Below are 20020 nucleotides of genomic sequence, written 5' to 3'. Positions count from 1 at the left end.
GAGGTTATCGAATGTCAGCATCGCAAGAGGCTCTTAAGCCCATCGTGCAGGTCGACCATATTACGAAACGCATTGGTTCCAAGACCATTATTGATAAGTTAAGCTTCGATGTGCCGCGCGGCGAAGTGTTCGGATTTCTCGGGCCGAATGGCGCGGGCAAAACAACAACCATCCGCATGATGGTTGGATTAATGTCGATCACGGAGGGGGATATACGTGTTGGCGGGTATTCCATTCGGACACATTTTGAACAGGCAATTCGTCATATTGGGGCGATTGTAGAAAATCCGGAAATGTATAAATTTCTAAGCGGTTATAAGAATTTGGTGCATTATGCCAGGATGATTCCAGGGATTGAAGAGGATCGGATTGGGGAGGTGATTGACCTTGTTGGGATGACAAATCGCATTCATGACAAGGTGAAAACCTACTCCCTGGGGATGCGGCAACGATTAGGCATCGCGCAAGCACTTCTACATAAGCCTTCGGTCCTTATTCTGGACGAGCCCACGAATGGGTTGGATCCTGCCGGGATACGGGAGCTTCGAGATCATTTGCGTAAGCTTACCCGAGATGAAGGGATTTCAGTTATCGTTTCTTCTCATTTGTTAGCGGAGATGGAGCTCATGTGTGACCGTGTTGCCATTATCCAGAATGGGAAATTAGTCGACGTCAGACTTATTAAAGAATATGTCCATGAGGATGGCAAGCAGCGGGTCGTCTTCGAGGTGGAAGCGGTTGAACAAGCACGCCAGTTAGCTTCCGCACAAGGCCAAGCCGTGGAAGTAATCGAGGAGCTTCTCGTTATGGATCTAGACAAACAAGAAACGGCTGAGTGGAATAGGCGAATCGTGGAGGCAGGGATTGCCGTATACGGAATCCGCAAAACGGCGAAGTCGCTGGAAGATCAATTTTTAGAAATGACGGGAAGTGATCCTATTGCTTAATCTCATCAAGAATGAACATATGAAAATTTATAATCGACTTCGAACATGGATATTAATGATCCTGTTAATTGTCATTGTCGTGCTCACTGGTGTGTTATCTCATTCCGATAATAACAAAGATGACAGCTGGAAAATAAGGGCTACAGAGACTATTGAACACAATAAGACAGAGCTTGCGAATCCCGATATTCCAGAAAATTTTAAGAAGCAGATGCGGGAAGATAGTGCTCTTCAGCAATACATGCTGGATCACAATTATCCCCCTATTGATCACACGCTGTGGGGTGGCATGCTCACCGCTTCTGGTTTGATCATTTTGGTTACGCTCTTCACGGTCATTATTGCCGGAGATATGGTAGCCGGGGAGTTTACCTGGGGAACCATCAAGCTGCTGCTCATTCGTCCTGCTAGTCGGTCAAAGATATTATTGTCGAAGTATCTGACAACGCTGCTTTTTGCTGCTACGTTGCTGGTCATCTTGTTCATCACTGCCCTGATTGTGAATGGCTTCTCGTATGGCTTTGAGCGATTGAGTCTTCCACATCTAACCGTGAATGCCGCAGGTCAGGTGCAGGAGAAGAACATGCTGTTCTATGTATTTGCGACCTATGGACTTAAATTAATCGAGCTTGTGATGATCGTTACACTAGCATTTATGATATCGACGGTGTTTCGCAGCGCCTCACTTGCGATCGGTCTCAGCATTTTCATCATGTTTGCGGGGCAAGTGATTACGTTATTGTTCATGCGGTATACGTGGGGCAAATATTTCTTATTCGCGAATACCGATCTCACGCCGTATCTGGAAAATAGGCCCTTAGCGGAGGGAATGACGATGGGCTTCTCCATCACTGTGCTCGTTTGCTATTTCTTATTGTTCAATGTACTTTCCTGGGAAATATTCCGTAGACGAGATGTCGCGGCTTAACAACAAAAGAACGATCCTTCCGGGTCAGCTTTCACCGGGGGATCGTTCTTTTTATTTCTGAATATAAGACTGGATGGTTTCCGGCACTTCCAGAAGCGACGGCAGCTGATAAAACGCGCCTTTCGGCGTGACATCGATCGTTCCATTGTTAAATACCCAGTCATCAACAACGGGAATGTGTATGGCATGGATACCTGCATGCAGCGCTGGCAGAACATCTGTTGTGATCGAGTTTCCGATCATCCAAGTGTGTTGGCGGTCAAAGCGTTGTTCCTGCATCAACGTATTCATGAACTCACGTGTCTTGTGCACCGTAACGAAGATACGATCCTGGAAGTATTCGTCGAGGCCTACATCCTTGATCTTTTTCATTTGGATGGAAACGTCTCCGCCCGTATACAGAAACAAGTTGTGGCCAGCTTGTTGAAGGTTGTGAAGGGTCTCGTTCATCAACGGATAAGGCTCTACTGTGTAACTATAGACCGTGTGTCCGAGCTGCAGGAGCCAGTCCGTTTCTTTGGCACTAACAGGACGGTTGTAGTGCTGTGCGAACCATTGATACGTCTCAACGAAAGACTGTGGAAATCGCTCCGGCATAAAGCCATGAATTTGAATCCCAGCAAGGTCTATATCCAACTGCTTTTTCTTAATATCCTGTGAAGTCAGCCCATGTCCGGAAAACCAAGTTAGCATCAGATCAACGAACTGATCAATCACAAAGTCAAAATATTTATTGCAATGCACCAACGTGTCATCTAGATCAAATAGGATGGATTGTTCTCTCATAGTTCCCATCTCTCCTATACTAGTTAGAAATGAATTTCCAACTAGTATACCATGCGGCTAGCTTCAATCCTAGCGGTACAGAGTTACATGGCAACTGTGTTGCCTTTGTACATGCTTTCAGGTGCAGCAACAGGTCTATTCCCTGTCTCAGGTTCGTTATTAGGTGCGGGCGCAGCAACGGTTAATTTTGTATCCATTTTGCTGCTGCCTTGGAAGACGCCGCCTTCCTCAATGATGAATGAGGCTGCGCTAATATTGCCATGCAAGGAGCCTGTAGAGGTAATGGTCAGTTTTCCCTTTGTTGTAATATTCCCATGTACGCTTCCAGCCAGAACGACATCTCGCGCTGCGATATTGGATTTCACGACACCGTGTTCGCCAATAATCACGTCGCCTGCACAATCGATATCTCCTGTAATTCCACCCTCTATGCGAATGCTAGCCTCGGATTTTATGCGGCCTTCGAAGTTGGTTCCCTCACCTATCAGCGTATCGGTTGTATTAGGATTCATGAGGCTTTTCGTCTTTTTGAACATGTTAGTTGTCATCCTTTCGAATCGATTTAAGATAAGGCTTGGGGTCGACGCTTTCGCCGTTTTTGAGAACTTCATAATGGAGATGCGCCCCGGTGCTGCGGCCAGTGGATCCGACTAAACCAATCGTGCCGCCTTTTTCTACGGAATCCCCTTGGTTAACTAGAATTTTATTCAAATGCATATACCAGGTGCGCAAGCCCTTGGAATGCTCGATCACAATGTTGTTGCCGTGGTAAATGTCTTTTCCGGTACTGACGACTTTACCTGCCGCGGTTGCAAATACGGGATCATTCTCATGAGCACCGAAATCAATGCCAGAATGATAGCTCGGTATTTTGGTAAATGGATCTGATCGGTATCCGAAAGGGGAAGTCACTACCTTCGTGCTAGTTGGCCATAGCGTTGGTGTTATGCGAAGCTGCTCCTGTTTATCGGCCACTTTCTGCTTCGTTGCAGTCAAATTCGTTTGCAGTGCTTGAACTTCACCATTAAGCGCGGTGAAGGAAGCGAGTGTATCTTGACCAAGCTTGAGAATGACGTCTTGCGATACGGGATTCGGACTTCCTCCCACGCCGGTTGAAGCTGACGATTCATCAGCTATTGGTTGCTTGGTATCCTTCTTAGCCTTACCTGCGGATGTTGCGCTTGCAATGGCGGTGCTGCTTGGTCCTGGGTCAATCCCAGCAATAGATTTGAGATCACTCTCGAGCTTCTTTACTTCTTCGACCTGAGTTTTCATCTGTTCGGCTTGCTGGGACAATTGAATCACTTCATTTTGCAATTGTTCGATGGCCTCATCCTTGGAAGTTAGGGCTGCGCTCCATTGTTGATTGGCACCGCTGAGCTTAGATTGTAAATCACTAGCCTGTTTCAAGGTATGTGCATGCAAAATATAAATCGATATAGAAATCAGCATTAGCAAGGAAAAACATGCTGCAGCGATGTAGGGTACTAAATGGGGAATACGAAACCTGACGACTGATTGATTAGCGTCTGGAATGATAACCAGTGTCAGTTTTTTGGGTTTCCACTTGAGCTTCATAAGGGCTAGATTATCTCCTGTCGTGGTTGAATTTGGTAATGGTTTAGGTCTGTACATCATTCGTCATATTGTGCTAAAAACCTGCCTTCCTCCCCGCTAGTCCTAGTAAAATGAGTCTAAAGTAGGAAGGAATCCTGTCGTATATGATCGAATTTACTAATACAATTACAGAAAGCTGTAGATTTGGAGTGGAGGCACACATGATTAAGCTTGCAGGTATTGACATAGGGAACGACAGTATTAAGCTGGTGCTAGATGGGTCTAGAGAACCACTAGTGATACCGAATATCATTGCGCCTGGCTATGAAAGGCACATTTTGCAGGAAGAAGATTCACCTTGGAAAGCGTTGGATGTTGTCATTTACAGTCCAAGCCTTTCACAAAGGAATCAGCGTTATTTCGTAGGGCAGCTTGCCCTAGAGCACGAAGATAACCTAGAGCTAGAAGATACAGATAATAAAGCGCTATCTGATCAATCCCTCATTGTTGCACTGACTGCACTTGCTTATCAGGGCCTCACGAACCAAGCAGCCAATCCTGGCTACGGCAACGTTGATGAAGTTGAATATACATTGGGCACGGGTTTACCCGTTCGTTCTTTCCCGAAATACAGTCAGACATTCGAACATCGACTTCTAGGTGAGCACGAAGTGACGTTCCTTTCCACACCGCAATTCCATAATCGTAAAATCAAAGTTTCGATCCGCAAAGTAGCTGTCTCCATTGAAGGTGCTGCGGCGATGTTCCACATGGCGACGCACGACAGCTTGCAGGTGAAAGACGAAGAAATATACAACGGCTGCATCGGCGTTTGTGAAATCGGCGCATTGACGACAGATTTCCCAGTCATCAAACGCATGGCGATTGATAATCATTTCAGCCATGGCGAGCAAATCGGTATCGCAACCTATTTGGATGCCATCATACGTGACGTGGAAGATGCGTATGGCCACTTGTTCCCAAGTCGTGCGAAGCTTGCGCAGCGCGTAAAGAATCGGCAATTTACGATTCAGCTTCCAGGGGAAGGCCAAGTGGATATTCGACCGATCGTAGATCAGCATTTCCGCCGTGCTGCTGTACGCATGGTTGAAATGATCAAGAAACGCTGGCGCAAATGCCCAGATATCCAATGCTTTTACGTGATTGGCGGCGGTGCAACAGCGTTGAAGCCTTACATTCAAGACGCTGCTGGAGCGATGAAATTACGCTTCACGAATGATAGCGAATACTTAAACGTACATGGCTACTTGAAAGTAGCAAAAAGCCGTTTAAACCAATCAGTTCCTGTTTAATCTTACAAGGCACCCGCTTAGGCGGGTGCTTTTTCTTTGTGAATAGGCATTCCTCCAAATTAAAATTCACGATAACAGTTCGTTTGAGTTAACTGCTTTCGGCTTGCTTCAACTTGGTGAGTTCCATGTAGGTGGTCAAGGTCGTTAGCAGGAGGCAACTGCCGAAACCAATTGCACAAATCATACCCATTAGCGGAGATTTCTCACCCAACATAAGGCCGATGAGAACAAACGCTACGCAAATGACCAAAACCAAATTTCCTCCCCACAGCCACTTGGTATAGGTCAGATGTTGGCTAAGTTTGCCTGCACTTTGTTCAGGATCTTTCTTTGCATGCGTGCCCCCTGGTGAAGGAGGGTAGGCATTGGGAGATCTCCTTTTCATTCTGATTCCCATGATCACGAGGAGTACCATGATGAGGGGCTGGTAAGCCATAACCATAACTGGCGTGCTGAAGTTGGAGAAGGAGAACAACTCCGTCGTGCTTTTGAAGGACAGGCAAGTGCTCAGCGCTAATAGCAGCGCGATAGGCTTGTTGATCATCGGATAATTTCGCTTATTGAAAATGGAGCTGATGCCGATGAGAAGTGCCAAATAAATAGCGATTATTTTACACGCAATCGTAGGAAACCAGATCATCAGCATAACGAGATCAAGGCGATCTAGAAAGTCAGTCACATGAATCGTCTGAACCAGATTATAAGTAGGATATGAGAAACTTGCAGGCATCTTAGGGCCGAGTACAGCAATGATGGCGAATAGAATAAGCGTGAGAATAAAAAAACCAAGCAAGGAGCCATGGCGTACTGCTGATCGAATATGATTGGCATTGGACAGTAAATGAAGAAACGCACCTAAGATGAAAATGTCACCAGCACTACCGAGTGTCAGAAAAGAGCTGGCCGTCCAATTCTGAAGCGGCATCGTCAGGAAAGGCGTCGTGAGTCGCAAATAAAATTCATTCGATAGGAGCAGAGGCATCATGGTTATGGTAACGACGAATAGGGGATAAAAAAGGTCATTTACACGTGCGATGACCTCTACACTCGTTTTGCCAAAATACATCAGCAACAAACAGTTTAGTAAGATTAAAATTTCCAATGGTGTTGTATGCAGCAACAGAGTAGAACTAAATCTAGACATAGAGGAAATATCACGAACGACAATCTGCCAGAAATGAAACAAAATGAGTAGATTCACAGCCGTGCCCAGCCATTGACCGAGTAGATCCTTGGAGATTTCGAAAATGTTCTTTTGCGGATAGAGCTTGCCCAAATAGCCGAAGAAACCAGCAATCAGGAATACATAGAAAATAGAAAGTAAATAGCTGAACCAAGCATCCATTTGATTGATCCGAATCAATTCATTCTGCAAGGTAAGGATGCCTCCGCTAGTCACGATGGAAGAAGCTAGCCATGAGAGCTGACGTAGGTTAATGACTTGTTTACTATCGATGAGGATAACCGCCTTTCTACTTAGATGCCAAGAACCCTTATGAGCCAAGGAGAAACCACTTGCACGAAATAATAGGTGGGCAACGGTATACTTACATGGAAATATTTCGTGATGAGCAAAACAAGGATGATACCAATGGCGATACCATAAGTTACTTTGTTCCCTGTTTCCGACTTCCTTAGCATTTTGCGATCGATGATGAAAGAACCAGCCAAAATGAGTAGAAAACTGATGATGAAGATCCCATCCATCGATTACATCCCTCCCTTGATCACGTTGCGGTTGATCACACCGGTATCGGGAATAGAGGCTTTCACGACAATATTGAACTCGGCTTCTTTAAAATAATGCTCCCAATCCTTACCGAATTGTTCGTTCCACTTCTTAGGATGTGTTCGCCAAACAATCAGACCAAGTTGAGCAGAATCCGTGCCTTCCTTTTGCATTTGTTTAATCGTCGCGAGCACAGATAATTTGATTTGCTCTGCGAACTTTGTTTCAACCTTATGAAGAATATCGGAATTGAACAAATCCTCATCAGATAGGTCCTCTCGAACAGCTCCATGAGCATCAATGATAATGTCGAACAGAACTTTGTCCTCCAGGAGCTTAGGCGTAATCGCTGTCTTGCCGTCAATAACTGCGACGGAGATATTTTTGCCTTCCTCCATGGGGAATGTGAGCTGTTGTTCTTTCACTTGATTTCGAAGCCACAAGAGCCCAGATGCTTCTTTCTTCTTATAAATGCCAATCATTTTATCCCCTTTGAACTGGCCATAACCAACGAATTGGATTTCATGGGAGGGCTCTTTGGAGACTTGTCCATTTCGAGGTTCCATATAACTCATGACTGGATCACTGTTAAAGCTTAAAGACATCCCAACATCCTTCATTGTTGTAGGCATGGCATTGCGAGACTTCGTTAACTCACGAATGACTTCAGCAGGAAAACGCTCGAACTTCGGCTCCGTATTCAGGAGGTCATAGCCCTTGCCTTTGGTTACGATAAGGTAGGTTGTCATCCGATTCTCAGGAGAACGCGGAAGAACATCGAATATGGAATTGATGCCAGCTTCCGCCAGCTTTTCACCAATGACGATCGTTCTGCGGTGTGAGAGAAAGATCCGCCTTGACATACGCGTTTGAAGCTTACTGACAGCATCGCGGAAAGTGATCCCGACGTCGGAATCGATGTAATAGCTTTTACCCCCAGCCGTACCGCCGCCGCCGCCGCTGGCTCCACCCATGGAACCGGGGAGAGGAAACATATAAGTAACACGATATCTGCCGTCATCCTCTAAATCAGCTGATGAAGTAAGTACAAATGCGACATCATTGGTCTCCATACGATCCCAACAACCAGTAAGAAGAGTCGAGGATAGCAGTAAGGTGACCACCAGCCTTATACGCTGTTTAGGATGTATCATTTGATTGCTCCCCCTTACTGGCTTTGTGTACGTGATCTATGTTGCTGCCGTCTAAGCCTCCCGCTTTTTTGATTTGCGCAGACAGGGCACCATCCTGACTGGTGTTATCTTGAATCGCCATGAAGTCAGGACGCTTCAGCAATTGCCACCATGGCGCACGGATAAGGACATCCTTCATATCCGTTGCGGATAAGGGACCAACGGGGGACAAATAGGGAACTCCGAAGGAACGAAGATTCGCCATGTGTCCGATCAGAATCATTAATGAGAAGAAAATACCATAGAAACCAAATACGGCTGCGGCAATGAGAATGGGAAAGCGCAGCATCCGAATCGCAATAGCGCCGTTGAATCTTGGAATGGTGAAGGAAGCAATCCCTGTAATCGAGACGACAATAACCATCGGAGCAGATACGATTCCCGCTTGTACGGCTGCTTGCCCAACGACGAGCGCGCCCAAGATGGAAACGGCGGAGCCAACTGCCTTGGGGAGTCGGATACCGGCTTCTCGCAAGGCTTCGAAGGTAATTTCCATGATGAAGGCTTCAACGACAGACGGAAACGGAATCGCCTCCCGAGAGGCAGCTACGCTAAGCATTAATGCTGTTGGTAGTAGTGCTTGATGGTAAGTCGTAATAGCAACATAGAGTGCAGGTGTTGTTAACGATAGAAACATGAAGACATAACGCAGCATACGTAAAAGTGTGCTAATCTGGAATCGTTCGTAGTAGTCCTCGCTCGTTTGCATAATTTGAATGAATACGAAAGGAACGAGAAGGGCGAAAGGGGTGCCATCTGTTAGGATCGCAACTCGCCCTTGAAGTAAGGCGTAAGCAACCACGTCTGGACGCTCTGTATATTGCATTTGTGGAAACGGTGAATAGGCGTCGTCCTGAATCAATTCTTCAATCATGCCTGATTCCAGAATGGCATCAATCTTGATTTGCTCTAGTCGTTTGACGACTTCTTCAATCAAAGAAGGCATAGCCAGATCTTCCATGTAACATACGACAAGATTGGTATTGCTTTCTTTGCCGACACTCATGGATTTCATCTTGAGTCGAGGCGTCTTTAGCTTGCGGCGAATCATGGAAGTGTTCGTACGAATACTCTCTACGAAGCCTTCCTTAGGGCCACGTACGACAGTTTCTGTCTCTGGTTCACCAACGGAACGTTTCTCTGTACCTCGGATGCCAAGCAGAATGGCTTTGTTATTCCCCTCTACCAGCAGGGCGGCATCACCACCTAAGACAGAAGTAAGCAAATCTCCGTAATTATCTGAAATCTGCGTCTGTGACACAGGCAGAATGACATTGGCGATGCGCTCAATGGAGGTTTCTCCGCCTCCGATCAGCATGAGGGATTTCATCGTATCGTTGAGCAGTTGTGTATTGGTTAGACCATCTACGAAAAGAAGCAGCGCTGGAATATGTGGATCAATCTCGAATTCCCTAACGACGACATCGGAGCAATCCCGGAACAGGTCTTTGATAAATGTATGATTCTCTTCTAGCAGCAGCGAGAGCTTAGTCTTCTTAAGATCTTCGATAAACTTGATATCGAGGGCCTGATCCAAATCAGAAGGAGGCTGCCCATCGCTAGATTGTGTCGCTGCACGGCTTTGCAGGATGCTTTTCATTAAATATTTAGGTGTTTTGGCCAAGCGAGAGGCACCTCCTGCCGCGATCAAGCTGAAGAAATAAGAATGCGTAGATTATATTCTGCGAAACAGAAGGATTTTATTACGAAAGATGGAAAATTTTATTTGTACAGGTTCTATTGGAAAGAAAAGGTATAGCACCGAGGGGCATGGCACAAGCTATCTCAGCATGAAGATGCAGGGATAGGAGTTGGTGTTTTTGTTATGGGTAGTTCTGTTGCTGGTGTTATTTATTTTTCAGGCAGCTACGATTCTTATTTGCGAATATAAAAGGCCAGCAAAGTCTGTAGCATGGCTAAGTATTCTGTTTATTTTCCCAATAATTGGATTCATTATGTATTATTTCATGGCGAGGGAATATGCAAGACGGAAGAAGTTTCATGGACAGAGCAGTGGTAGTGAGGAGAAGCACCGGAGCCCGAGTACTTCTTACATAGCCAGTTCGGGGGAGGCAATAAGAGCCCAAGACAGCTTCTTGTCGGGTGAACAGCGGCTTCGTGATTGGCTGCGTCATGTGCCAGATGCACCGATAACAGCACGGAATCGGGCCCAGGTACTGACGAATGCAGATGTGACTTATGAGGCTATGCTAATGGAAATTGGGAAAGCCAGAAACCATATACATTTCGAATTCTATACGATACGCGATGATGCGATCGGTATGAGGTTCCAAGAGGCTCTGCTTCAGAAAGCGAAGGAAGGTGTAACCGTTAGGGTCATTTACGATGGCGTGGGAAGTCACTCACTTTCTAAGGCGTACATTGACAGATTGAAGCGTGGTGGCATTGCTGTGCACCCCTTCTTAAAGCCGCTGATCGCATTCTTCGATAAACGGTTGAATTATAGGAACCATCGTAAAATTGTGGTCGTCGACGGCTTGGTTGGTTTTGTAGGCGGTATTAATATCGGCAATGAATATCTGGGCGGAGATCCGAAGCTGGGCTTTTGGCGAGACACCCACGTCATGTTATTTGGAGATGCGGTATACGATTTACAAAGGACCTTTCTGACGGACTGGTTTTTCGTTAGCGGGGAAAGCTTGAAGGGGCGCAGCTATTATCCCATCCATGAGGAACGGCATCTTTCGTATGTTCAAGTCATTTCAAGCGGTCCAGATGCCAGATGGGATGCAATTCAGGAAATGTATTTTGCGGGATTGATCGCGGCTAAGAACCGGATTTGGATGACTACGCCGTATTTCATTCCCGATCCCAGCATCATCATGGCGCTCAAATCTGCGGCGATCAGTGGTGTTGATGTGAGTGTCATTCTCCCCTACAAGGCAGATTCTCGTATCGTACAATATGCTTCAAGATCTTATCTGCAGGAGTTAATGCAGGCAGGTGTTCGATTCTACTTGTATCGAAAAGGATTCATACACGCTAAAGTCATCATCGTGGATGAAATCATGGTGACGGTTGGTACCGCTAACGTGGACATGCGTAGTTTTTTCAGCAATTTCGAGTTGAATGCTGTGATGTTTGATCAAGAGGTGATTGCCCGCTTAGAGCGTGATTTCGAGATGGATCTGAAGGAATGCACGGAAGTTCGGTTAAATGAATTTGAACTGAGGTCGCGGAGTGAAAAAGGGAAGGAGTTAATTGCACGGTTATTGTCACCGTTATTTTGAAACTAAAAGAGTAGTTCCGTTAAGAACTACTCTTTTAGTTTATTTAAAATAGCATCTAAATTTTGAGGTGTAACTCGGTCAATCAAATCCCCATAGGTTCGCAGTCGATTCATAATGGTCAGTTGATTAAATTCACGAGGACTCGGTTGAAGCTCGACTTCTTTCCAGAGCAATGGCGTTGAAACCGTTGCGTCCTTCTTGGCGCGTGGCGTATAGGGAGCCGAAAGTGTTTTTCCATACCAATGCTGGAGGTAGTCGATATATATTTTATCACCGCGGTTTTTCTTGAAGCGCTCGATCGTAAATAACTTAGGATGCATCTTCACCGCATACGCAGCGATAAAATGACCGATCCTTCTGAGCTCTTCAAATGTATAGCCCGGTTGGATGGGGATGTAGATTTGTACCCCGGTGGCACCAGAGGTTTTGGGTATTGACTGAATGCGAAGGGAATCCAGCACCTCACCGATGATTAGAGCAGCCTCCATGATGCGAGGTTCCTCCTCCAGGGTAGGGTCTATATCAATTAGCCATTCTGCGGGCAACGTCTCTCCGATGTAATGAAAGGAGGGATGAAACTCCAAGCAAGTCAGATTTCCCAGCCACATGAGGGTAGACAAGGAATCCAAATTTACATAGTTAATGCCATCGAGTGGGGCTAGCTTAACGAAGCTGGGTACCGGATCGGGAGCATTTTTCTGATAAAAGGATTTGTCATCATAGCCGTGCGGAAATCGAATCGTCGTTAAATGGCGATTACGGCAGTAACGTAGGAGGTACGGCGAGAGCTCACTTAATTTCGTGAGATAATCCGCTTTCGTGATGCCTAAATCAGGCCAAAGCGGCTTATTCGGGTTCGTGATCGTCACCTCGTTGCCTTCTACGAGAAGTGTAGCTTTCTCTGCTTTGAACGCCATAGGCATGGGAACTCCTTCTGAGCTTTTGTCGTATCTCCAATTATTGCCTAGGTGCACGCTTCTCAAACTAGGATAAAAAGCTTTCACTGAATTCAAACCGCTAGCAGCTCGCACACGTTTCCTTACATAGAAAGAAGAAGGAGGCATTGTGGCATGGGCAATTATAAAAAAATAGGTTTATCATCATTGGTATTGCTAGGCATTGTAGCAGGAGTGACGGCCTTATCTGCAAGTGCGGCGGAACCCCTGAAGGTCCAAAGCGAAACAGACATTGCGGGTGATTTAGGTATTCTGCAAGGGGAAGGCAACGGACTGACTGTGGAGTACTTGAACAAATCAACGACTAGGCTGCAGGCTGCCGTAATGTCCCTCCGATTGCATGGACTCGAAGCTGAAGCGCTGGCTTTTAAAGGGACGACTAGCTTCAAGGATGTAAGCGGTATATCCACAGCGAATCAGGCTATTCTCGGCTACTTGAATATGCATCCCGAGCTTGGCTGGCAAGGAACAGACGATCACAGCTTCAATCCGCTTGGAAGTGTGACTGCTCAGCAGTTTTATAAAGTGCTTTTGGAATCCTTAGGCTATAAGCAAGGAACGGATTTCGAATTTGCGAATGTGTTCGACTTCGCTGCTAAGCATGGCTTAACCAAGCTAGCGACCGTAAAAGACTTCAAAAACTTACATATGGCAACCGCAACGCTCGAGGCATTAAAGGAACCAATGAAAGGAACAACCAGTACGTTAGCTGTGGATTTGGTCGGCAAAGGGAAGCTGGACAAATCGAAGTTAGATGTGCTTGCTAAGCCAGCGTTAAAGCTAGTGAAAAGCGATACATTAGGCAGTTATCTCACAGACGATAAAGGAATGACCCTGTACTATTTCACGAAGGATGTCGCAGATGTGAATTCTTGTGTGGGCCCATGTTTAGCTAACTGGCCGATCTACAATGCGAATAACTTTACCGTGCCTGCCGAGTTTAACAGCGCTGATTTCAGCGTCTTCACACGTAAGGATGGTAAAGATCAGCTGACCTATAAAGGCTGGCCGCTTTATTATTTCATCAAGGATGTCAAACCAGGGGATACCACAGGAGATAATGTCAGCAAGGTATGGTTTGTCATCAAGCCTTCGAACGGCGGCGTGGCCGTTGGTACGAAAGCGGATCTGGGCAATTATTTGACAGATGGGCATGGTATGGCGCTGTATTACTTCGATAAGGATACGAAGGGCGTTAGCAACTGCACAGGTAAATGCTTGGAGAAGTGGCCTGTATTTTATGCTCCATCGATTTCGGCGCCAACTGGGCTTCGTTCAGAGGATTTTGGCACACTGATTCGTTCAGATGGAAGTATGCAATCCACGTATAAAGGCTTCCCGCTGTATTACTGGGTGGATGACAAGAAAATGGGCGACACCTTAGGTCAAGATGTGGGCCATGTCTGGTATGTGATTGATCCAGCGAAATTCGCTGGAACCAAAGCTCCGAATACGTCCGTGAAAACCAGTAAATCCGATGCGTTGGGCACATACCTGGTGGATGCCAATGGTATGGCACTCTATATGTTTACTAAGGATAAAGCGGATCCTAATTCCTGCGTGGGTACTTGCTTAGTGAACTGGCCGATCTTCTACGATGCGAATCTGACTGTTTCCTCCGATCTTGGAGCCAGCGACTTTGGCGTGCTGACGAGGAAGGATGGTACGCTGCAAAGCACCTATAAAGGTTGGCCCCTGTATTACTGGATTAAGGATCTTCACCCAGGTGAAACGACGGGCCAAAATGTAGGGAAGGTATGGTTTGTTATCGATCCTGCTCAATTCACTGCCAGATAACAAATGAATGAGGGTGCTCCAACATGCTGGGAACGTACAGACGTGTTGGAGCGCTTTTTTCTTGCAAACTATTGCCAAGACTTCCAGCTGAAGCTATGGTAGTAAGATAATAATAAAAGTCATTTCGACTCGGGGTGTACCTGAACTATGCGAAATCGAACAGATGGAGAACTCATGAGGCTGGTCATGAGTAAGCATCATCCAGCTTTAGAGGAGTTATACGATAGATATGCAAAGATTGTTTACTCCTTTGCATTGAAATCCACCAAGGAAGAACTAGCGTCAAGAGAAATTGTCCAGCTTGTATTTACACGGTTGTGGACAACAGAGAAGGGTTATGATGCAAGCAAGGGGGCATTCGTAAACTGGCTCATCACCGTAACTAGGAATATCACGATCGACTGTCTTCGCAAGAAGCGGCGAATCGATCAAGATATTCATTTTGAACCGAAGGAATGGGAGCGATCGTTCGTTTCCAAGGATCAGGATCCGGAAACGGTTATGTCTCGCAAATGGATTAGTGAGCAAATTCAGGAGGCATATGTCCATTTATCTGAAAGTCAGATTGAATTGATTAATTTGATGTATTGGCAGGGCTATTCGTTGAGTGAAATTGCTACACAGAACAATGAACCTATTGGTACGATCAAGAGCCGGCTGCACCAAGGATTGAAATTGCTTCGCAAACATTTGACATCACTGAGGGAGGGATGACGTTATGGAAGAACGGGAGACTGTAGATTGCAATTATCTGGTCAATTATTTGACAGGCGATTGCACAGAATGGGAACGCGCTGCTTTCGAACGGCATCTACGAGCTTGTGTCACCTGCCGTGAAGAGTTAAGCGAGTTGCAGGATGTCTGGGAGTCGTTACCTTTTGACATGGAGGAAGTCGAAGTACCCGCTGATTTGAAGGCACATGTTATGCAGTCTTTACAACCGAATGAGATTGTACCTATTGTGCGTGAGAAAAAGCGATCTTTCAAATGGTTATATGGCAGTGCCGCTGCGGTTGCTCTAGGTTTCGTAGTAGGCATCTGGTGGAATAATCAGCAGCAAGCAACAAGCCCCATAGGGAGTGTGGCCTTGCAACAACCTGCGGAAATCGTGAATACCTATCAGCTGAAGTCTTTTGATACGACCATGCCAGCTGCTTCTGGTACAGCGTATGTGCTGCAGAGTGGCGATAGCCACAACGTGGTCATTAATCTACAAGGGCTCAAGGAAACGCAGGGGGACTGGACCTATCAGGTTTGGTACAACAAAAGCGGGAAGCGATACAATTGTGGAACACTGCGCGTGGATGAGAAGGGCACGGGCGTACTGACATATGCCATCCCTGTGAAAGTAAAGGATGCGCATATTGATTCATTTGGAGTGACTTTAGAGCCAGATCCGAATGGAAGCACGCCGCGTGGGAAGAAAATATTAGGCACTTAAGTATGCTGCGTATCAAGCGACTACATGCAACCAAAGATACAAACCGATTAACGTGATGAGCAGCGTGGGAATCGTCAGGATAACGCCTGCTTTCATATAACTGCCCCAAGTGATCTTCACACCTTTTTTGGCAAGCACATGAAGCCAGATCAGGGTGGCTAGCGAGCCGATTGGCGTCATTTTTGGACCCAAATCGGTACCAATAACATTTGCATAAATAAGGGCCTCTCTCAGGGTGCCCTCTGTTTGTGTTCCCTGAATCGCTAATGCATCAATCAGCACAGTCGGCAAATTATTCATGATCGAGGACAGAATTGCCGCAAGGAATCCCATTCCAATCGTAGCTGCGAAAAGACCTTCGTTAGAAATCATATCGATGAGATCCCCGAGAGCATCCGTTAGACCGACATTTTTCAGCCCATAGACTACCACATACATACCAATTGAGAAAATAACAACCGCCCAAGGAGCTTCTTTGATAATCTTCTTCGTATCGATCACAGCGCTGGAGCGGGCGATAAGAACGAAGGCCAGTGCGGCAGTTCCAACTAGCATGGAAACAGGGATTTTGATAAATCCGCTGCACAAATACGTTACTAACAAAATGCCAAGAATCCACCAAGAAAGTCGGAATAGCCCTAGATCCTCAATCGCTTCCGATGGCCGTTTTAGCTCAGCGATATCGTAACGTTCAGGAATTTGTTTGCGGTAAAAAAGGTAGAGAACAAGCAAGCTCGCTCCTAATGAAAATAAACTCGTCACGAACATTCGGCTTGCATAGGTCACAAAATCAATACCGAAGAAATCAGCAGAAAGTATATTCACTAAATTGCTGATGACAAAAGGAAGTGAGGATGTATCCGCGATAAATCCACTCGCCATAATGAACGGCAGGATGGCATGATCCGGCAATTTCATGGCTCTCACCATGGCCAGTACGATTGGTGTTAAGATCAAGGCCGCACCATCATTGGCAAAAAAGGCTGAAACCGCCGCGCCGAGCAGGATCACGTAGATGAACATGAGCTTCCCGTTACCTTTGGCTAGACGTGCCATATGAAGAGCGGACCATTCGAAGAATCCAATGCTATCTAGAATAATCGAGATCACAATAATGCCGACAAAAGCAAGAGTCGCATTCCATACGATCCCTGTTACTGTGGCGACATCTTGTAGCGATACGACTTGGAAGCTGAGGGCGAGTAAGGCTCCCGCTGATGCAGACCAACCAATACTTAAGCCTTTCGGCTGCCAAATAACGAAGGTAATGGTAAGTAAAAAGATGATAATAGCAAAATAAATCATGTGATCCTCCTAGCAGAAAACAAATGAATGACGATGTTAATATCTCAAATTTATGGCTTTCTGTATAGCAAAATATTATAGGAGGTTGATTGACTAGTCGAAAGTTTGCAGCTATTTCAGAATGGCAAGACTAGACAGATCAACAATAGAGGGAGGATCAAAGATGATGGAGTTAAAGCCAGTATTTCCTTTTGAGCCGATCTCAACGGAAACCATTCCAGCCGCTGCTGGTTGGATTGCCCAAATTAAGTGGGATGGTGTGCGCATGCTTACCTATTACGATGGTCGGGAGGTTCGGCTGTGGAATCGGCGCTGCCATGAGCGAACTGAGCAATATCCTGAATTGCTGGATATTCAATCCTACTGCAAGGCATCATCTGTCATTTTGGATGGGGAAATTATTGCTTTCGATGAGAGTAAGCCCACATTTCATGAAATTATGAAGCGGGAATCGCTGCGTAAAAAGCAAAGCATTGACCGAGCGGTCACTCAGACGCCCGTTACCTATATGATTTTTGATATTTTAATGTGCAACGGGAAGTGGTTGCTGGATGAACCTTTGTTTGTAAGACAGAAAGTTCTGCAGGATGTCATTACTCCGCTGCCACATGTGCAACTCACCCCGAATATGCCTGATGGTCATCAGCTTTATGAGGTCATGAAATCACATAGGATGGAAGGGATTGTCTGTAAGGATCTGCAAAGTACCTATGCGTTAGGCGGGAAAGACAAACGTTGGGTGAAAAAGAAAATATTCCATGATATCCATGCGGTTATTGGGGGAGTGACGTTGCGTGCAGGCGTCGTTAATGCGATTCTATTAGGGTTATTCGATCGGGAGGGCAGATTTATCTACATTGGACATGCGGGGACAGGCAAGCTAACTCGCGAGGAGTGGCGTCAATTGACCCAACTCGTCGAGCCGATGGTGAGGAAAGAGAAGCCTTTTGCCAATGAGCCGGAACGGAGCAAAGATGCGATTTGGATCGAGCCGAAGCTAACGGTGAAAATCCAATACATGGAGTGGACCTCGAATGGCACGATGAGGCACCCAAGTATTCAAGCATTCACGCAGGTAGATTTGGCGGATTGTACGTTTGATCAGATGGGATGACAATCACCCAACTCGTCCAACTCATCTAACCCCAACCCAACATCAGTTATGCATCAGACTGAATGTTAAAATACACCTGCTATGGAAACAACTGAATAGCCCTATGATTTTGAGAGCATAACAATACGTAAATGAATGTGAGTATTAAAGGAGAGTTTTGAATGTACCAGCCTTTTCCGGAAGATCCAAGTATCAATCAAGAAGCATTTCATACTCAGGTGTCAACGGAGCTCTCCTCGAATATCCATCATTTGCAAACAGCGTTAACAGACTGTGATGATGTCATTTTTACTGCATTTCATTTGGCTAGCGGAATAAAAGCGTCGATCCTGTATTTACGGGGAATGGTGAATGTAGAACTGCTGGATGGAAATGTCCTAGAACCGCTTAAAAAAGCTAGCTCAGAACGAATGGAATCGATGGATAAGGTAAAGAGCAATATCACGGTATCGGATCTAAAAGAGCTGCGCCTCATTGGTGATATCCTGAATGAAGTGCTGGGAGGCAAGCCAGTTCTATTGGTGGACACAATCGAAGGCGCATTATCGATTGGGTTATCGCAATTCGAAGGTAGAAGCGTAGAAGAGCCTTTGGCCGAATCCGTCGTTCGGGGCCCTCGTGAGGGGTTTGTAGAATCCTTAGTCGTGAATACAACATTAATTCGCAAAAGATTAAAGACCCCGGCATTGAAGTTCGTTACTTTCACCGTAGGCAATTATTCGAGAACGGATATCACGATGGCTTATATCCAGGGTATCGCTAAACCAGAAATCATAAGTAAAGTTTCAGAGCGAATCACTCAGATCAACATAGATGGGGTGCTTGATAGCGGATACATCGAAGAAATGATCGAGAGCAATATCTATTCGCCTTTTCCTCAAGTGCAAACAACGGAACGTCCAGATGTGGCTGTATCAGGTTTGTTAGAAGGTCGTATCGTTATTATCACAGATAATACGCCTATTGCTCTTATTGCTCCTGCTACATTTTGGTCATTGATGCAGTCCCCCGAAGATTATTATCAACGTTTCCTTATTGGGAGCCTGATTCGCTGGCTACGTTACACGTTTTTCTTAATCGCCATGTTGGCTCCAGCGATCTATGTTGCCGTGTTAACTTTTCATCATGAGATGGTACCTACAACGCTGCTGCTACGTGTAGCAAAATCACGAGAGGAAATTCCCTTCCCAGCGTTGGTCGAAGCTTTGATTATGGAAATTACGTTCGAAGCGTTGCGGGAAGCGGGTGTCCGTCTACCTAGGCAGGTCGGTTCTGCCGTCAGTATTGTGGGGGCACTCGTAATTGGTCAAGCAGCCATTCAAGCGGGATTGGTTTCTGCTCCGATGGTCATGGTTGTAGCCATTACAGGCATTTCTTCGTTTATGATGCCGCAATACTCAGCGGGTATTTCCTTACGCATACTTCGTTTTCCGATTATGATTCTATCCGGCATATTAGGACTGTTTGGTCTAATTCTTGCATTGCTGTTAATCATCAGTCATCTGTGTATTCTCCGTTCTTTTGGTGTGCCTTATTTGGCGCCATTTGCCCCAATCTATCCGCAAGGTATTAAAGATGTCTTGTTTCGTGCTCCCATAAGCAAATTGACAGAGCGTCCCGCCTTTTATGCTGCCAAAAATAATTTGAAAAGACAGGGCAAAAAGCCAAATGACCGGAATGAGAATTAAGCGATGGAGGGTAGA

18 protein-coding genes are annotated in these 20020 nt (G+C 45.8%); 9 read left to right on the top strand and 9 right to left on the bottom strand.

Annotated features, from left to right (window positions below):
- The first annotated feature begins 11 nt into the window (after nt 1-11).
- Together AC58QC_RS23435 and AC58QC_RS23430 are read left to right on the top strand one after the other, a co-directional pair.
- Complete coding sequence (locus AC58QC_RS23435) at nt 12-947, top strand: ABC transporter ATP-binding protein (RefSeq protein ID WP_497417458.1); 936 nt, start codon at nt 12-14, stop codon at nt 945-947.
- Nucleotides 940-1875 carry an ABC transporter permease gene (locus AC58QC_RS23430; RefSeq protein ID WP_497417457.1) on the top strand — a complete coding sequence of 312 codons (936 nt, stop codon included), beginning with the start codon at nt 940-942 and terminating at the stop codon, nt 1873-1875. The genes AC58QC_RS23435 and AC58QC_RS23430 overlap by 8 nt, the downstream gene beginning before the upstream one ends.
- 51 nt (nt 1876-1926) lie before the next feature.
- Here the strand turns inward: AC58QC_RS23430 and AC58QC_RS23425 are convergent, their stop codons facing one another.
- From AC58QC_RS23425 to AC58QC_RS23415, 3 genes are all read right to left on the bottom strand, one after another.
- Nucleotides 1927-2661, bottom strand: a complete 735-nt coding sequence (locus tag AC58QC_RS23425) for an HAD family hydrolase (protein ID WP_497417456.1) — start codon at nt 2659-2661, stop codon at nt 1927-1929.
- An 83-nt stretch (nt 2662-2744) separates the two neighbouring features.
- Nucleotides 2745-3197, bottom strand: coding sequence for a bactofilin family protein (locus AC58QC_RS23420; RefSeq protein WP_497417455.1), 453 nt, complete (start codon nt 3195-3197; stop codon nt 2745-2747).
- Between the two features lies 1 nt (nt 3198).
- The gene (locus AC58QC_RS23415) at nt 3199-4239 is read right to left on the bottom strand and encodes a peptidoglycan DD-metalloendopeptidase family protein (protein ID WP_497417454.1); all 1041 of its coding nucleotides are present in this window, start codon (nt 4237-4239) and stop codon (nt 3199-3201) included.
- A gap of 200 nt (nt 4240-4439) precedes the next feature.
- Between AC58QC_RS23415 and AC58QC_RS23410 the strand changes: the two genes are divergently transcribed.
- The gene (locus AC58QC_RS23410) at nt 4440-5531 is read left to right on the top strand and encodes a ParM/StbA family protein (protein ID WP_497417453.1); all 1092 of its coding nucleotides are present in this window, start codon (nt 4440-4442) and stop codon (nt 5529-5531) included.
- Between the two features lie 88 nt (nt 5532-5619).
- On the opposite strand, the gene AC58QC_RS23405 is transcribed toward AC58QC_RS23410, so the two are convergent.
- The 4 genes from AC58QC_RS23405 to AC58QC_RS23390 are packed head-to-tail and all read right to left on the bottom strand — an operon-like array spanning nt 5620 to nt 10053.
- On the bottom strand, nt 5620-7035 hold the full coding sequence (locus tag AC58QC_RS23405; RefSeq protein ID WP_497417452.1) for a GerAB/ArcD/ProY family transporter: 1416 nt from the start codon (nt 7033-7035) through the stop codon (nt 5620-5622).
- Entirely contained in the window at nt 7008-7238 is a 231-nt protein-coding gene (locus AC58QC_RS23400) for a hypothetical protein (RefSeq protein ID WP_497417451.1), read from the bottom strand. The genes AC58QC_RS23405 and AC58QC_RS23400 overlap by 28 nt, the downstream gene beginning before the upstream one ends.
- Nucleotides 7239-7241: 3 nt before the next feature.
- Nucleotides 7242-8414, bottom strand: coding sequence for a Ger(x)C family spore germination protein (locus AC58QC_RS23395; RefSeq protein ID WP_497417450.1), 1173 nt, complete (start codon nt 8412-8414; stop codon nt 7242-7244).
- Complete coding sequence (locus AC58QC_RS23390; RefSeq protein WP_497417518.1) at nt 8401-10053, bottom strand: spore germination protein; 1653 nt, start codon at nt 10051-10053, stop codon at nt 8401-8403. The genes AC58QC_RS23395 and AC58QC_RS23390 overlap by 14 nt, the downstream gene beginning before the upstream one ends.
- Before the next feature lie 220 nt (nt 10054-10273).
- Between AC58QC_RS23390 and cls the strand changes: the two genes are divergently transcribed.
- Nucleotides 10274-11704: a cardiolipin synthase gene (cls, locus tag AC58QC_RS23385; RefSeq protein WP_497417449.1), complete on the top strand. Its 1431-nt coding sequence runs from the start codon at nt 10274-10276 to the stop codon at nt 11702-11704.
- A gap of 26 nt (nt 11705-11730) precedes the next feature.
- On the opposite strand, the gene ligD is transcribed toward cls, so the two are convergent.
- Entirely contained in the window at nt 11731-12621 is an 891-nt protein-coding gene (gene ligD / locus AC58QC_RS23380; protein WP_497417448.1) for a non-homologous end-joining DNA ligase, read from the bottom strand.
- Between the two features lie 153 nt (nt 12622-12774).
- Here ligD and AC58QC_RS23375 point away from each other — a divergent pair, with 153 nt between their 5' ends.
- The 3 genes from AC58QC_RS23375 (at nt 12775) to AC58QC_RS23365 (ending at nt 15898) form a co-directional block, all read left to right on the top strand.
- Nucleotides 12775-14457, top strand: coding sequence for a hypothetical protein (locus AC58QC_RS23375; protein ID WP_497417447.1), 1683 nt, complete (start codon nt 12775-12777; stop codon nt 14455-14457).
- A gap of 186 nt (nt 14458-14643) precedes the next feature.
- Nucleotides 14644-15171: an RNA polymerase sigma factor gene (locus AC58QC_RS23370; protein ID WP_497417446.1), complete on the top strand. Its 528-nt coding sequence runs from the start codon at nt 14644-14646 to the stop codon at nt 15169-15171.
- Between the two features lie 4 nt (nt 15172-15175).
- Nucleotides 15176-15898: an anti-sigma factor gene (locus tag AC58QC_RS23365; RefSeq protein WP_497417445.1), complete on the top strand. Its 723-nt coding sequence runs from the start codon at nt 15176-15178 to the stop codon at nt 15896-15898.
- Between the two features lie 12 nt (nt 15899-15910).
- Here AC58QC_RS23365 and AC58QC_RS23360 read toward each other — a convergent pair whose 3' ends face one another.
- Nucleotides 15911-17203 carry an arsenic transporter gene (locus tag AC58QC_RS23360; protein WP_497417444.1) on the bottom strand — a complete coding sequence of 431 codons (1293 nt, stop codon included), beginning with the start codon at nt 17201-17203 and terminating at the stop codon, nt 15911-15913.
- A gap of 166 nt (nt 17204-17369) precedes the next feature.
- Between AC58QC_RS23360 and AC58QC_RS23355 the strand changes: the two genes are divergently transcribed.
- On the top strand, nt 17370-18317 hold the full coding sequence (locus AC58QC_RS23355; protein WP_497417517.1) for an ATP-dependent DNA ligase: 948 nt from the start codon (nt 17370-17372) through the stop codon (nt 18315-18317).
- A gap of 161 nt (nt 18318-18478) precedes the next feature.
- Nucleotides 18479-20005 (top strand): spore germination protein, encoded by a 1527-nt coding sequence (locus tag AC58QC_RS23350; RefSeq protein WP_497417443.1) that lies wholly within the window; start codon nt 18479-18481, stop codon nt 20003-20005.
- Nucleotides 20006-20020 lie beyond the last annotated feature (15 nt).

It is taken from the genome of Paenibacillus sp. J22P51 (assembly GCF_059692215.1).
Note: the sequence above shows the minus strand (reverse complement) of the source record. Positions and strands in the feature narration are given on the sequence as shown.

Bases quoted from the DNA above. Each gene is read 5' to 3' on its own strand.
- AC58QC_RS23435 (WP_497417458.1), top strand. From the start codon at position 12: ATGTCAGCATCGCAAGAGGCTCTTAAGCCCATCGTGCAGGTCGACCAT.
- AC58QC_RS23425 (WP_497417456.1), bottom strand. From the start codon at position 2,661: ATGAGAGAACAATCCATCCTATTTGATCTAGATGACACGTTGGTGCAT.
- AC58QC_RS23420 (WP_497417455.1), bottom strand. From the start codon at position 3,197: ATGTTCAAAAAGACGAAAAGCCTCATGAATCCTAATACAACCGATACG.
- AC58QC_RS23415 (WP_497417454.1), bottom strand. From the start codon at position 4,239: ATGAAGCTCAAGTGGAAACCCAAAAAACTGACACTGGTTATCATTCCA.
- AC58QC_RS23410 (WP_497417453.1), top strand. From the start codon at position 4,440: ATGATTAAGCTTGCAGGTATTGACATAGGGAACGACAGTATTAAGCTG.
- AC58QC_RS23400 (WP_497417451.1), bottom strand. From the start codon at position 7,238: ATGGATGGGATCTTCATCATCAGTTTTCTACTCATTTTGGCTGGTTCT.
- AC58QC_RS23395 (WP_497417450.1), bottom strand. From the start codon at position 8,414: ATGATACATCCTAAACAGCGTATAAGGCTGGTGGTCACCTTACTGCTA.
- AC58QC_RS23390 (WP_497417518.1), bottom strand. From the start codon at position 10,053: ATGAAAAGCATCCTGCAAAGCCGTGCAGCGACACAATCTAGCGATGGG.
- ligD (WP_497417448.1), bottom strand. From the start codon at position 12,621: ATGGCGTTCAAAGCAGAGAAAGCTACACTTCTCGTAGAAGGCAACGAG.
- AC58QC_RS23375 (WP_497417447.1), top strand. From the start codon at position 12,775: ATGGGCAATTATAAAAAAATAGGTTTATCATCATTGGTATTGCTAGGC.
- AC58QC_RS23370 (WP_497417446.1), top strand. From the start codon at position 14,644: ATGAGTAAGCATCATCCAGCTTTAGAGGAGTTATACGATAGATATGCA.
- AC58QC_RS23365 (WP_497417445.1), top strand. From the start codon at position 15,176: ATGGAAGAACGGGAGACTGTAGATTGCAATTATCTGGTCAATTATTTG.
- AC58QC_RS23360 (WP_497417444.1), bottom strand. From the start codon at position 17,203: ATGATTTATTTTGCTATTATCATCTTTTTACTTACCATTACCTTCGTT.
- AC58QC_RS23355 (WP_497417517.1), top strand. From the start codon at position 17,370: ATGGAGTTAAAGCCAGTATTTCCTTTTGAGCCGATCTCAACGGAAACC.
- AC58QC_RS23350 (WP_497417443.1), top strand. From the start codon at position 18,479: ATGTACCAGCCTTTTCCGGAAGATCCAAGTATCAATCAAGAAGCATTT.